Here is a 13782-nt window from a genome sequence, read left to right as displayed (position 1 = left end):
AATGTATTGATTATCTAATATTGGCTACAAATTGATTCTGAAGGAACTGTTTTTTAATTTCACGCAAATCATTTGCAATACTTGCATCTATTTGCTTATTATTAAATTCCAACACGAACCCACCAATTAATTTTTGATCTACTACTGTTTCTAATTCTACAGTAATAAAATCATTGGCCTTTTGCACACGCTCCTTAATTGAGTTTTTCAACTCTTCAGAAACAGGTACAGCAGAAGTTAATTTAACTTGATGTATGCCCTTTAACGCATTATATTGGTTAATAAAAGCATTAGCGATTTCTGGCAAATCACTTTCTCTTCCTTTTCTTACCAATAAATTGCTAAATACAGCAGTTAAATCAGAAACCTTACCACTTATCACAGCAACCAACATTTTTTCTTTTTGGTCTGCTTTAATGATTGGGCTACGAAGTACATTCACGAAATCGCGGCTGCCCTTGCAAAGTGCCTGAATATATTGCATATCTGCACGCACAGCATCTAATTGATTTCTTTCAGTTGAAAGATCAATTAGGCTTTTGGCATAACGGTCTGCTAATCTTGGGTTCGACATGTATTAGTTCAGTTTAACGCCTTCAGCTAATTGTTTAATATAGTTTTCTTGATCGCCTTTGTTAGACAATTCTCTGCTCAATACTTTTTCTGCCACTTCAATTACCAATGCACCAACCTGATTTTTTACATCAGTTAAAGCGGCATTTTTTTGTTGCATAATGGCAGACTGTGCTTCAGCAACAATGCGATCGTACTCAGACTTGGCTTTGTCTTTTGCATCTGAAACCATTTTATCTGCTGTTTCCTTTGCTTCTTTAATCATCACCGCTCTTTCCTCACGTGCTTTAGCCATCATTGCCTCATTCTCATTCTTCAATGCAGCCATTTCAGCTTTTACTTTATCTGCAGAAGCAATGGCATCAGCAATACCGGTTTCTCTTTCTTTTAATGAAGATAAGATGGGCTTCCATGCAAAGCTCTTCAACAAGAAGAATACAATGAGGAATGCTAGTAAAGTCCATACCAACAATCCTAATCCGGGTAATAACAATTCCATATTATATGTTTAAAACTTCAATGATTAGTTAAAGATTACTGCATCGATTGCCCTGTGCGCACGATGCAGTAAAAAGTTTGTGCAACTAGGCTTTTAATACAGCCAAGATACCAGCGATTACCGCGAAAAGGGCAACACCCTCAACGAATGCGGCAGTCAAGATCATGTTTGCACGGATGTCGTTAGAAGCTTCTGGCTGACGAGCGATGCTTTCTACAGCACCTTTACCAATTTGACCGATACCAATACCGGCACCAATTGCAGCTAATCCTGCACCAATAGCACCACCTAAATGGCTCATGCTAACATCCAACAAAGTGTTAATAACTGACATACTGTTTGTTTTAATGATAAAAAAAATTAATGATGCGCTTCATCATGGTGTGCACCTTCCATAGACTGACCAATAAATACGGCAGTTAAATTAGTGAAGATGAACGCTTGAATAAAGGCAACTAATATCTCTATAAAATAAATGAAAATAGTAAATGCCATAGATACAGGAGCAAAACCCCATCCTGCAACCTTGCTCATGGCTCCAAAAATAAAAATCAACATCACAAAACAAGTAATCACAATGTGGCCCGCAACCATATTGGCAAACAAACGGACAATCAATGCAAATGGCTTGGTGAAAATCCCTAGAAACTCTACAGGTACTAAAATTGGCTTTACAAAACCAGGTACCGGAGGATTAAAAATATGTGCCCAGAAATGTCTGTTGGTACTGAATAAAATAACAAAGAAACTAATGACTCCTAAAACAATCGTAAAAGCAATATTACCTGTTACGTTGGCAGAACCAGGGATTAATCCCATTAAGTTATTGATCAAAATGAAGAAAAATACCGTTAGCAAATAAGGCATGAACTTTTCGTAAGCATGACCTAAATTAGGTTTACCTACTTCGTCTCTCACAAAAGTGATCACAGGTTCTACTGCATTTTGGAATCCGCTTGGAGCCACTTTAGCACCATTCTTCTTGTATTTATTTGCGACCCCAATCATCAATACACATAACAAAGTAAGCGCTATAAACATTTGAACTACGTTACGAGTTAAACTCATATCGTACACAGTAACCGTTGTATCGTGTTCACCTGCTTCATTTACTGCAATAATATGTCCTTCTTCTGATTTATAGCCTTGGTACACATCGTGTCCATGATTAAACTTCGAATAATTGAACATCGTTAATCCTCTTTCAGGAGAATACAGAATTACAGGCAATGGAATGCTGATATGCTTTTCTCCAATGGTAGCAAAGTGGAACTCATGAGCGTCCATAATATGCTCCATGATGAGCTTAGCCGGATCAAATGAACCTGCTTCATGCTTTTCGGCACCACCACCAGGTGCGTCACTTGCAAATGATTTCGCAGAAAAAAGCAATAAGAATATGCTGAAAACAGCTACCAGTAATGTTTTTATGCTTTTTGAGGCCATACCCATCTCTAAATTTGCGGCAAAGATAAGGGTAGATGGGGGAAATTTACTGCAAAACGGCTTTCTTTTTCTCAAACTGCATTTCATGTAATCGGGCATAAAATCCTCCCGCGGCCAATAAACTGGCATGACTCCCTTTTTCCTTTAACTCGCCCTTGTCTAACACAATAATTTGATTGGCTTTTCGAATAGTACTTAAGCGATGCGCAATTACAATAGAAGTTCGGCCCGAAATAAGGGTATCAATGGCTTTTTCTATCAATTGTTCGCTCTCTGTATCAATCGATGAAGTGGCTTCATCTAAAATCAAGATAGCTGGATTATATAAAAGAGCCCTGATAAATGAAATCAACTGGCGTTGGCCAAGGCTAAGTGTGCTTCCCCTTTCCATCACATTGTATTGGTAGCCCCCTGGCAATTGCATGATAAAGTCGTGTACTCCAATCATCTTGGCCGCTTCTTCTACTTGGGCAGGAGTAATTTCTGGATTGCGCAGGGTAATATTGTCCATCACCGTGCCCGAAAATAAAAAAACGTCTTGCAATACAACCCCAATTCCTTTTCGCAGACAATCCGTATCCCAGCGGTTAATATCCACCCCATCAATAGCTATTTCTCCCTCTTGAATTTGATACAACCGATTCAGCAAGCTGATAATGGAGGTTTTTCCACTTCCGGTATGGCCTACCAATGCAACGGTTTCTCCTGCTTTTACTTCAAAATTGATCTGGTGTAGCACATTTTGGCTACCTGTATAAGAAAAACTCACATTTTTAAAACTGATATCCCCATTAATTTGTTGGGGAGCATAAGCATCGGGCGCAGCAGGGGGTAATTCATCGGTATTGTCTAAAACTTTCAATACCCTTTCAGCAGCAATCATGCCCATTTGCAATACATTAAACTTGTCGGCAATCACTCTTAAGGGTCTGAATATTTGGTTGAGATACAAAATAAACGCCACCAATAACCCTGCATCCAAGGTTCGGTCTGCAATCCACCAAACCAATATCCCCATACTCACTGCTAACACCACTTCAACAACAGGAAAAAAAACAGAATAGGCAAAAATGGCATTGATATTGGCGTCCCTATGTTTCTCATTAATTTTTTTAAATGCACCAGCTTCTTTTTCTTCAGCAGCAAATGCTTGTACTACTTGCATTCCTGTGATATGTTCTTGTACAAATGCGTTGAGTGCAGCCACCGCGTTTCGAACCTGCATAAAACTTTTGTTCACACTCTCTTTAAAATAGTAAGTGGCTATAATCATGATTGGGAATGGAGTTAGACTCACAAGCGTCAATTTCCAATCCATATAAAACATGGTGGCTAGGGTAATAATGATGGTAAGCAAATCGGCTATAATGGGGATTAAGCCGTCCGAAAATATTTCATTAATGCTTTCAATATCATTGATGGTTCTTGTAGTAAGCGTTCCTATTGGGGTTTGATCAAACTGTCTCAAATTCAAGCCCAATACTTTTTTATATACGGTTACCCTTAAATCTTTCACCACATTTTGTCCCATCCATGCAGTGATATAAGAAAATAGAAAACGGATAGCTGTTTCAAGGAATAAAAAGCTAATCTGGAAAATAGTAACTGATATAATAAACCTACTTACATCAGATAAATCATTGCCAAACAATACCCATTTTACCCATTCGGGTACTTGGGTAACTTTTCCAGTTGCACCATTCACCGTTAATTGAATTAAATAAGGCCTTACAGGTGCAGCAATCGCCATAAAAATGGCCAGCGCTAAACTTAAATAGAAATAGGACTTATAGGGCCTTACAAAAAAGAAGATGCGTTTTAATAAACTGAAATCAAATATTTTCTTTTTTTCGGTAGGGGTCATTACAGCGCAAATGTAAATAGAATTTATTGTTGATTAGCTTTCCAGATTAACCAACTATTTAAGGCAATATAAATCACCAAAAACACTTGTGCAGTAACCATATCAAATCGATTGGCTTGCGCTAATTTCCCTTGCTTCTGCAATTTTAAAGAGTAAATAGATAAGCTTACTCCTGCAATGATAAATAACAAAGTAATGCCATGCAATAAGTCTACTAGGGTAAATGTAGTGGACTCTGGCAAAGAAGCTTCCACTACATATTTATTACCAATCACAGCAAATAGCGCTCCTACACTTAATCCAAAACGGGAGTCGATACTATCGGCATGAATATAAAAGCAGATATAAGTAATCAAAAAAGAGATGTACATCCCCAAAAACATTTTCCAAAATAAGTCTCCTGCATCTCTGCTTAAACTAATTCTTGCCCGATAAGATCCATATTCTGTGTAAGCTGTATCAATAGACGGATCCCCAAAAGCTGTTTCATATTTTTTTACGGAAGTACTGGTTACAAAACTGTCTATCACCCAGCCCCGCAAAGTGAATCGGGGATCATAATTTTTTCCTGATGTATCTCTAGCAAAAACCAATTCGCTGGCGTCAAATTGCGAATTTTCAATAGAAAACCATAGTCTTTGCCGATCAAATGGAAAATTTTGAATGCTCCAATTGTCTTTCATGATACACTGTAATTTCATCTGCATAAAATAATCACCACTCGAAGAATCAATGGTAGAATAGAGTTTAGTGACTGATTTGGCGTTTGGTACTTCTAAATATTTATCAAATTCAAAATCTCTATTCTTATATCGCATCCAAAGCCATAAATTAATAGTGTATTCTTTTTGTTTAAAATCGATATCGTGAATACTAGTGACATAAATACCCGTTTTAACCGTATCGGGAACAGTAGGCTGGGCTTTTGATTGTTGATGACTTATCAGCAAAAGAACAAAGGCAATTATACAAACTTTAAAATGGGGATGCTTCAAGAAAAATTTTTTATTTAAGGTACGTCATTCTTTAGCAGCCGCATAAAACAAATTCAAATGAAGCCTTTTCGTATCTTTGTAACGTATGGATTCAACCCCAATTCAGTCAATAGAGCCTAGTTTAGCCAAGTACACGTTAAACGAAGAACAGGAGAAAAAAGAAATAATTCGCCATTATCGAGCTTTATTAAAAGCCTTGCGCCCTAAATTAAAAAAAGGCGATAAAGAATTACTCAGAACCGCTTTTGAAATGGCAGCCAATGCGCATAAAACCATGCGCAGAAAAAGTGGGGAACCTTATATACTTCACCCCATAGCAGTTGCTATGATTTGCGTAGAAGAAATTGGGTTGGGTGTTAGAAGCACTATTTGTGCACTGTTGCATGATACTGTTGAAGATACCGATATTACATTAGAAGATGTGGAAATGGAATTTGGTACAGAGATTGCCAAAATTGTGGATGGATTGACCAAGATTTCAGGGGTTATTGATACCAATACCAGTCAACAAGCAGAGAATTTTAAAAAAATCCTTTTAACCTTAACAGATGACCCTAGGGTAATTCTCATCAAATTGGCCGACCGTTTGCACAATATGCGAACCTTGGACCATATGAAAAGAGAGAAGCAATTAAAAATTGCGTCAGAAACAGTATGGGTATATGCTCCTTTAGCACATAGAATGGGTTTGTATAGCATTAAAACGGAGCTAGAAGATCTTTCCATGAAATACATGGAGCCGGAAGCATATAAAGACATTGCTAAAAAATTATCGGAAACCAAGCGAGAAAGAACCCGTTATATCAACGAATTCATTAGACCTATTCGTGAAAAATTAGTTGCTGCAGAATTTGATTTTGAAATTTATGGTAGACCCAAAAGCATTCACTCTATTTGGAATAAAATCAAGAAAAAATCGGTGGCTTTTGAAGAAGTGTACGATTTGTTTGCCATTCGAGTAATTCTGAATGCTCCTCCCGAAAAAGAAAAAGAGCAGTGCTGGAAAGTGTACTCTATGATAACCGACGAGTATAATCCCTCCCCAGAAAGATTAAGGGATTGGTTAAGCAACCCAAAGAGTAATGGCTATGAAGCTTTACATACCACAGTAATGGGTCCACAAGGCAAATGGGTTGAAGTTCAAATTCGTACAAAACGAATGAATGAAATTGCAGAAAAAGGATTAGCCGCTCACTTTAAATATAAAGAAGGAAAAGACGGAAACGATGAAGATCGTTTTGATAAATGGTTTGGGCAAATTAGAGAGGTATTAAGTGCGCCTGACACCGACGGGGTAGACTTTCTACAAGATTTCAAAACTTCTTTTTTAGCCGAAGAAATTTATGTGTACACCCCAAAGGGGGAAGTAAAAATGTTGCCTACCGGTAGCACCGCACTTGATTTTGCTTTTGCAATTCACTCAGCTATTGGGACCAAATGTATTGGGGCAAAAGTGCACCACAAATTAGTTCCTATAGGTCATAAACTGAGGAGTGGTGATCAAATTGAAATCATCACTAGTAATAAACAGAAGCCTTCTGAAGATTGGCTAAATATGGTCGTCACTGCCAAAGCCAAAAACAAAATAAAAGACAGCCTACGCGAAGAAAAACGTAAGATTGCTGAAGACGGAAAATATGTTTTACAAAGAAGGCTTGAATCGATCGGAGCTGCTTATAGTCAATATAATATTGAGGAATTAATGCAGTTTTACAAGTTGAACTCTGCACTAGATTTAAACTATAAAATTGCAACTAAAGCAATAGATTTAAGAGAGTTAAAAGACTTTCAAATTTTAGGAGATAAAATTGAAATTCCTAAACCTAAACCTGTATTTAATGATTTAATAGCAGACCCCACAAAAACTATTTCTAAAAAAGATTCGGAGTTAATCATTTTTGGGGAAAGCAGTGATAAAATCATGTACACATTGGCAAAATGTTGTAATCCAATCCCAGGGGATGATGTATTTGGATTTGTAAGCACGGGTAAAGGATTAATTATTCATAGAACTAGTTGTCCGAATGCCACACAATTGCTTGCCAACTATGGTCACAGAGTGGTTAAAACAAAGTGGGCAAAGAACAAAGAAATTTCTTTCTTAACAGGATTGAAGATTGTGGGCTTAGACGATGTAGGTGTTATTAATAAAATTACCAATGTCATCAGCGGAGACTTACGTATTAATATTTCAGGATTAAGTATTGACTCAAAAGAAGGCTTATTCGAAGGTACCATTAAGGTTTTTGTGCACGACAAGGAGGAGTTGGAAGAATTGGTGAATAGATTAAAATCTTTAAACGGAATTCAGACGGTTGATCGATTTGACGCCGAGAAAGAAGGATAAATATTTAAGCCCAAACTCTTATTCTTATCCCTTATTTTTGCGGCTTAGACAATAAACTATGGTTGACGTAATATTAGGCTTACAATGGGGCGATGAAGGAAAGGGTAAAATAGTAGATTACTTTGCACCCAATTATGATATCGTAGCCCGTTTTCAGGGAGGTCCCAACGCGGGCCACACTTTGTACGTAGAAGGAAAAAAAATGGTATTACACCAAATTCCTTCTGGAATTTTTCACCAAGACAAAGTAAATATTATTGGTGGTGGTGTGGTATTAGACCCTGTAACCCTTAAGAGAGAGTGTGATGCAGTTGCAGCGCATGGAATTGATGTGAGAAAGAACCTGTTTATTTCGGAGCGCACCAATATTATTATACCTACCCATAGGGCTTTAGACAAAGCTTCTGAATTATCTAAGGGAGAGAGCAAGATTGGTTCTACGTTAAAAGGAATCGGACCAGCTTATATGGATAAAACTGGTAGGAACGCATTAAGAGTAGGCGATTTATTAGACAAAAATTTTACCAGTCAATATATTAAGCTTCGCTTAAAGCATCAGAAACTATTGGATAATTTTCATTTCATTGAAGATATTTCTGCTTGGGAAGAAGAGTTTTTTGAAGCCTTAGAGTTCTTAAAAACGTTGAATGTAATTAATTGCGAATATTTTATAAATGACCAGTTAACAAAAGGGAAAAAAGTATTAGCAGAAGGTGCACAAGGTAGTATGTTAGACATCGATTTTGGTACTTTCCCATTTGTGACTTCATCTAATACTATTTCGGCAGGGGTATGCACTGGCTTAGGGGTTTCACCTAAAAAAATAAATGATGTAATGGGCGTTTCAAAAGCTTATTGCACCAGAGTTGGCGGTGGACCATTCCCTACTGAATTAGAAGACGCAACAGGTGAAGAATTAAGAAGAATTGGAAGTGAATTTGGAGCAACCACTGGTAGACCAAGACGTTGTGGCTGGATAGACTTGGTTGCTTTAAAGTATACATGTATGATTAATGGAGTCACTAAAATCATCATGACTAAAGCCGATGTATTAGATAGTTTTAAGGAATTGGAAGTATGTACTGCTTATGAGGTAAATGGTAAAGTAACTGAAGAAGTACCTTATCAAATCTCTAGAGCTAAAATTAGTCCAGTACTTCAATCATTTAAAGGTTGGAATACAGACACTTCAATTATAAAAGAAGCAGCTGCATTACCATCAGAGATGAATACTTATATCGATTTCATCAACAATTATGTAGGTGCACCTGTTAAATATGTATCAAATGGACCAGGAAGAGAGCAAATTGTTTGCTTATAGTTTTGGCATTTGATTTGCTCTTGAAAAATTTATTTGGTTAATATAATTTTGCGTACAAATTTTACGCTTTAAATCTTATTAGAAATATGGCAGCGAAGTCTGATAAGGATAAGAAATCCTCAACCCCAAAAGTACCGGCCAAAGTAGCCGCAAGTAAACCATCTCCTAAATCAAAGAAGAAAGAAGATGACGATGAAGACGATGATTTAGAAGATGATGAACCCATTGTGAAGTCTAGTGCTAAAAAAGTAGGCACAAAATCATCTGCTAAAAAAAGCACAGATGATGATGATGATGACCTAGATGATGATGACGAAACAGCAGATGATTGGGAAGCAACTGAAGATGACGACAGTTGGGATCCCGATTTTGAAGAATTTGATTTGCCTAAAAGCAAAGGCAAAAAAGCAACTGGTGGTAAGAAAAAAGAAGATGAAGAAGACGACTTTAAAGTAGATGAAGACTTTAAAGAGTTTGACCTTTTTAACGACAAAAGCGGTGGCTTTGACGACGATGAAGACGACGACTTTTAAAAGTTGATACTATTTTGAAAAGAAATAAACAGGTTTTTTCTGTAAAGAATTTACCTAAAATAAAAGAGCAAATACTTTATTGGATTAATCAATTTAGTGTTTGCTCTTTTTTAGATAATCACGAATACGATTCCGAACACCATTCTATTGAGTGTATTGCTGCCGCTGGTGAAATAGCAAGTATTAGCGGACCTAATACAGCAAGTTTAATTGATGCTTTTTATAAAACCGATCAAGATTGGTTATTCGGTCATTTTGGGTATGATTACCACGCAAATCAACTCAATAGCCAACACAAAAAGGATCAAATTGGTTTTAGTGATGCATTTTTTTTTAGACCAGACCATCTATTAACACTCACCAATCATTCTTTGGTAATTGAGAGTTATTCTTTGCAACCAGAATACATATTGGGAGAAATCACTTCTTTAAAAACAGAAAAGGAAAAATTTAGTCCCATCAAAACAACCCCAAGCATCAGCAAAAATCAATATTTATCAACTGTAGAAAAATTACTGTCGCATATACAAAAAGGTGATTGTTATGAAATTAATTTATGTCAAGAGTTTCATGCAACAGATGTGATAATTGACCCTATTTTATTATATATCCAGCTGACTAGTATATCCCCTACTCCATTTGCTTGTTATTATAAAGAACATGAATCTCATCTCATTTGCGCAAGCCCAGAACGTTGGTTAAAAAAGCAAGGGAATAAAATTATTTCGCAACCTATCAAAGGAACTGTAAAAAGAGAGCTGTCCAATATAGAAATGGATATTCAACTCAAAAAAGAATTATTCTATAGTAGCAAAGACAGAAGTGAAAACGTAATGGTGGTAGACCTTGTTAGAAACGATTTTAGCAGGGTATGTAAGGCAGGTTCTGTTCAGGTTGATGAATTGTATGGCATATATAGCTTCCCACAAGTTCATCAAATGATTTCGACTATTAGTGGTCAACTCTTAGAAGACGTTGGTATGGAGGCGTTGGTTGAAACAGGATTTCCAATGGGCAGTATGACGGGAGCTCCTAAGAAAAAAGTAATGGAATTAATTCATCAGTATGAGCCCATACAAAGAGGAGTATTTTCAGGAGCTGTAGGATATATCAATCCTCAAAAAGACTTCGATTTTAATGTTGTCATCAGAAGTCTATTGTATAATCCCCAACATAAATATTTAAGTTATTTAGTTGGGAGTGGTATTACCATTTACAGTGATCCAGTTCAAGAATACGAAGAGTGCTTACTAAAAGCTAAAGCAATGGAGACTGTTTTAGGCAACTGATTCATTTTTCAATTGAATAAAAGCTAAAATTTCTTCTCTACCCTGATGCTTTTCGGCACTGGTTACAAAATGTTGTGGTAAAAATTGCCAAGTACTTCTAAGTGTGTCAAAAAATACTTGAATATTATTAGCCACCACTGCAGGTTTTTCTTTATCAGTTTTAGTGAATACCAAACTAAATGGAATCTGCCATTTATCTAGTTGACTAATGAATTCTAAGTCAATTTTTTGAGGCTTATGTCTACTGTCAATGAGCACAAATACATTTACCAGATTTTCTCGTTTACGCAAATAATTTTCAATCATTTGCTCCCATCTTCTTCTACTACTTTGGGCTACTTTAGCAAAGCCATATCCAGGTAAATCTACTAAATACCATTTCTTAAACCCTTGATTAGACTTATTATTGCTTTCAATTTCAAAATGATTAATCAATTGTGTTTTCCCTGGAGCAGAAGATGTTTTAGCCAACTTATTATTCTTGCACAACATATTAATCAAAGAAGACTTTCCTACATTACTTCTGCCAATGAAAGCAAATTCAGGTCTGTCTGGGGCTGGACAAGCTTTATAATCAGCATTTGAGATAACGTAAACCGCTTTTTTGATTTCCATCCTGCAATTTAAACAAAAGCCCCCACCTTTAATGATTTGGCAGGGGCTAAGAAATAAATTTTAGTTTCTATTTAAAAAGCTGCCCTCAAAGTGATTGATAAATTTCTTCCGGCAGCAGAAATACCACTAGCAAAATATCGATAATTACGGTCCAAGATATTTTCAACAGCAACCTGCAACTGAACTTGCTTTTTCAAATTAAAAGAAGATCTAAAGTTTAAAGTATACCAGGAAGGCATTCCATCTGGAGTAGCATATTGAAGATTATCTTCACCGTTGGGATTATAATCAACCAATCTTTTCCAACCGTTAAATAATACTGAAAGGTCAGCATTCCAATTAACCCCTTGGTGTTTTATAATAAACCTCCCATGTGTTGGAGGTATATGATCTAATGGGGTTCTTCCATTAATTGCATCCCTAAACTGACCTTTGGTTAAATTAATCACGCCTTCTGCTGTTAGTGTTTTGGCAAATTGAATTGAAGCGTTTAACGTTAACCCGTATAATCTGGCCATTGCTTTGTTTTGTAATGCATAGACGCCACTTTTTACCCCATTATACATTATACTGTCTTGGCCATTAAATGAGTAGCGATCTAACACCAAGGCATTATTAAACGAAGTATAAAAAACGCCAGCACCATAACTAAATACGGAACCGTATTTATTAAGATTCAATTCTATATTATAAGTGTATTCTGGTCTTATATTCGTATTAGGTACTACCACCAATCCAGTTCTTGAATCAAATACTTTAGCCAAATCATCAACATTCGGAGACCTAAAACCTGTGCTAAATACCAAGGCAGATCTTAAATTATTTTTGGAAGCATATACTATCCCAATATTTCCCGTTAGCGCTTGGTTGCTCTGCCTCGCTTTTGTAAATGGGAATCGAGTTAATGCCGTATCTACAAACTGGGCATTTAATTGAACTAAATTAAATCTCAATCCATCATTAATGGTTAAGTGGTCTGAAATTTTAAAAGTATGTTGAGCAAATAATGCATGCGTCCCCATTGAAGTAGGGCCATCTGAATACCTAGTGGTAATGCGGCTTTTATTACCAGAAACAATATTTACTCGTTCGGCAGTAGACCTCACAAAGTTACTATACGATTCTGCACCTAAATGCAGTTCGTGCTTGCCATAATAATGTTTAGCGTCTATGTTCAACCCAAAAATATGTACCCTTTCCCACCTAAAATCTTTATTGTTATTTTGGAATCTTCTGGTAATTCTACTCTCTTCAATATCCTGAAAACTCGCAGTTATCTTAATGTCTTTAAAAAAACCATCTTGTTCTTTAGCGGTTAAATGATAAGCAGCCATATTTCTAATTTGCGGCCCATAGTACCATTCTGCAAAAACAGGAGCAGCGCCGCTCATTTCTGATAGTCGATCATAACGAGGAATATCATTGGTATTAGAAAACTGCAGATTCAATATATGCTGTACTTTTTCATTTGCTTGGTACAGAATTTTTTGTGTAATATCTATTTGCTTATAGCCAGAGCCTATTTGCTTATTAGGGTTAGCATTAGGTACTACTATATCCATATTTCCCAACCTTTCAACATAAACATTTCTTTTTCCAAAATTGGGATATGCTGTACTCCTTTTACTACCCTGAATTAAATCGCCAAAACTTCCATAACTAACAGAAGTGAATGAAGCCCATTGTTTTCCTCCAATATTTAACTGAAAATTTCCTCTATTTTCTTGCATAGCACTAGAATAACGAAGTGTAGCTGAGCCAGAAAATTGGGTTTTATTATTATTAGATAAAATAGGGTCTTTGGTTGTTAAACTAATCACTCCTCCTAATGCATCGCTACCAAACAACGTAGAAGATGGGCCATATAAAATTTCCATACGGTCTAAAACCATATTATCAATGGTAATGATATTTTGCAAATGACCGGCACGGTAAATGGCATTATTCATTCTAACTCCATCTACTACCATTAAAATTCTACTGGCTTCGAATCCTCTAATTACAGGACTCCCCCCACCTTGCTGACTCTTTTGTACAAATAACTTCCCTGAATTAATTAGAGCATCCGCTGTATTGAGTTGAAAATTAAGCTGCTCCCGAGTTTTTAACACATCAATTGTTTGAGCCACTCGTTTAAATTTCTCTGCAAAACGGCTAGAATAAACAACAACATCGTCCAAGAGCTTTGTACTAACTTTCGCTGTATCACTTTGTTGGGCTTTAATACCCAAGGCACTAGCCATCAATACCAAGCTTAAAATCAATTTCTTTCTACACATGCAATCATCAACCTTTAAAAT

12 protein-coding genes are annotated in these 13782 nt (G+C 36.4%); 4 read left to right on the top strand and 8 right to left on the bottom strand.

What is annotated here, in order from left to right; genetic code table 11:
- Window positions 1–10: 10 nt before the first annotated feature.
- The 6 genes from atpH to ACTIEI_RS05845 all read right to left on the bottom strand — a co-directional run bounded on the left by atpH (window position 11) and on the right by ACTIEI_RS05845 (window position 5377).
- Window positions 11–574, bottom strand: a complete 564-nt coding sequence (atpH, locus tag ACTIEI_RS05870) for an ATP synthase F1 subunit delta (RefSeq protein WP_439505352.1) — start codon at window positions 572–574, stop codon at window positions 11–13.
- A 3-nt stretch (window positions 575–577) separates the two neighbouring features.
- On the bottom strand, window positions 578–1072 hold the full coding sequence (gene atpF, locus ACTIEI_RS05865) for a F0F1 ATP synthase subunit B (RefSeq protein WP_295236412.1): 495 nt from the start codon (window positions 1070–1072) through the stop codon (window positions 578–580).
- A gap of 85 nt (window positions 1073–1157) precedes the next feature.
- Entirely contained in the window at window positions 1158–1406 is a 249-nt protein-coding gene (gene atpE / locus ACTIEI_RS05860) for an ATP synthase F0 subunit C (RefSeq protein WP_295188602.1), read from the bottom strand.
- Window positions 1407–1432: 26 nt separating this feature from the next.
- Window positions 1433–2518 (bottom strand): F0F1 ATP synthase subunit A, encoded by a 1086-nt coding sequence (atpB, locus tag ACTIEI_RS05855; RefSeq protein WP_439505351.1) that lies wholly within the window; start codon window positions 2516–2518, stop codon window positions 1433–1435.
- A 46-nt stretch (window positions 2519–2564) separates the two neighbouring features.
- Window positions 2565–4382, bottom strand: coding sequence for an ABC transporter ATP-binding protein (locus ACTIEI_RS05850; RefSeq protein WP_439505350.1), 1818 nt, complete (start codon window positions 4380–4382; stop codon window positions 2565–2567).
- A 23-nt stretch (window positions 4383–4405) separates the two neighbouring features.
- Window positions 4406–5377, bottom strand: a complete 972-nt coding sequence (locus ACTIEI_RS05845) for a hypothetical protein (protein WP_439505349.1) — start codon at window positions 5375–5377, stop codon at window positions 4406–4408.
- Between the two features lie 85 nt (window positions 5378–5462).
- On the opposite strand from ACTIEI_RS05845, the gene ACTIEI_RS05840 reads away from it, so the two are divergent.
- From ACTIEI_RS05840 to ACTIEI_RS05825, 4 genes are all read left to right on the top strand, one after another.
- Window positions 5463–7724: a RelA/SpoT family protein gene (locus ACTIEI_RS05840; protein WP_439505348.1), complete on the top strand. Its 2262-nt coding sequence runs from the start codon at window positions 5463–5465 to the stop codon at window positions 7722–7724.
- Between the two features lie 58 nt (window positions 7725–7782).
- Window positions 7783–9045, top strand: a complete 1263-nt coding sequence (locus ACTIEI_RS05835; protein WP_439505347.1) for an adenylosuccinate synthase — start codon at window positions 7783–7785, stop codon at window positions 9043–9045.
- A gap of 86 nt (window positions 9046–9131) precedes the next feature.
- Window positions 9132–9578, top strand: a complete 447-nt coding sequence (locus ACTIEI_RS05830) for a hypothetical protein (RefSeq protein ID WP_439505346.1) — start codon at window positions 9132–9134, stop codon at window positions 9576–9578.
- A gap of 14 nt (window positions 9579–9592) precedes the next feature.
- Complete coding sequence (locus ACTIEI_RS05825; RefSeq protein ID WP_439505345.1) at window positions 9593–10867, top strand: anthranilate synthase component I family protein; 1275 nt, start codon at window positions 9593–9595, stop codon at window positions 10865–10867.
- On the opposite strand, the gene yihA is transcribed toward ACTIEI_RS05825, so the two are convergent.
- Window positions 10856–11482 carry a ribosome biogenesis GTP-binding protein YihA/YsxC gene (gene yihA / locus ACTIEI_RS05820; RefSeq protein ID WP_439505344.1) on the bottom strand — a complete coding sequence of 209 codons (627 nt, stop codon included), beginning with the start codon at window positions 11480–11482 and terminating at the stop codon, window positions 10856–10858. The genes ACTIEI_RS05825 and yihA overlap by 12 nt on opposite strands.
- Window positions 11483–11553: 71 nt before the next feature.
- On the bottom strand, window positions 11554–13761 hold the full coding sequence (locus ACTIEI_RS05815) for a TonB-dependent receptor plug domain-containing protein (protein ID WP_439505343.1): 2208 nt from the start codon (window positions 13759–13761) through the stop codon (window positions 11554–11556).
- Between the last annotated feature and the right edge of the window lie 21 nt (window positions 13762–13782).

The organism is Sediminibacterium sp. (assembly GCF_051860225.1).
In the GTDB taxonomy this organism is placed as follows: Bacteria; Bacteroidota; Bacteroidia; order Chitinophagales; family Chitinophagaceae; genus Sediminibacterium.
Note: the sequence above shows the minus strand (reverse complement) of the source record. Positions and strands in the feature narration are given on the sequence as shown.

What these genes read in the sequence shown, in the direction of transcription:
- atpB (WP_439505351.1), bottom strand. Translation starts at nt 2,518, where the DNA reads ATGGCCTCAAAAAGCATAAAAACATTACTGGTAGCTGTTTTCAGCATA.
- atpE (WP_295188602.1), bottom strand. Translation starts at nt 1,406, where the DNA reads ATGTCAGTTATTAACACTTTGTTGGATGTTAGCATGAGCCATTTAGGT.
- ACTIEI_RS05815 (WP_439505343.1), bottom strand. Translation starts at nt 13,761, where the DNA reads ATGTGTAGAAAGAAATTGATTTTAAGCTTGGTATTGATGGCTAGTGCC.
- atpF (WP_295236412.1), bottom strand. Translation starts at nt 1,072, where the DNA reads ATGGAATTGTTATTACCCGGATTAGGATTGTTGGTATGGACTTTACTA.
- ACTIEI_RS05830 (WP_439505346.1), top strand. Translation starts at nt 9,132, where the DNA reads ATGGCAGCGAAGTCTGATAAGGATAAGAAATCCTCAACCCCAAAAGTA.
- yihA (WP_439505344.1), bottom strand. Translation starts at nt 11,482, where the DNA reads ATGGAAATCAAAAAAGCGGTTTACGTTATCTCAAATGCTGATTATAAA.
- ACTIEI_RS05835 (WP_439505347.1), top strand. Translation starts at nt 7,783, where the DNA reads ATGGTTGACGTAATATTAGGCTTACAATGGGGCGATGAAGGAAAGGGT.
- ACTIEI_RS05850 (WP_439505350.1), bottom strand. Translation starts at nt 4,382, where the DNA reads ATGACCCCTACCGAAAAAAAGAAAATATTTGATTTCAGTTTATTAAAA.
- ACTIEI_RS05840 (WP_439505348.1), top strand. Translation starts at nt 5,463, where the DNA reads ATGGATTCAACCCCAATTCAGTCAATAGAGCCTAGTTTAGCCAAGTAC.
- atpH (WP_439505352.1), bottom strand. Translation starts at nt 574, where the DNA reads ATGTCGAACCCAAGATTAGCAGACCGTTATGCCAAAAGCCTAATTGAT.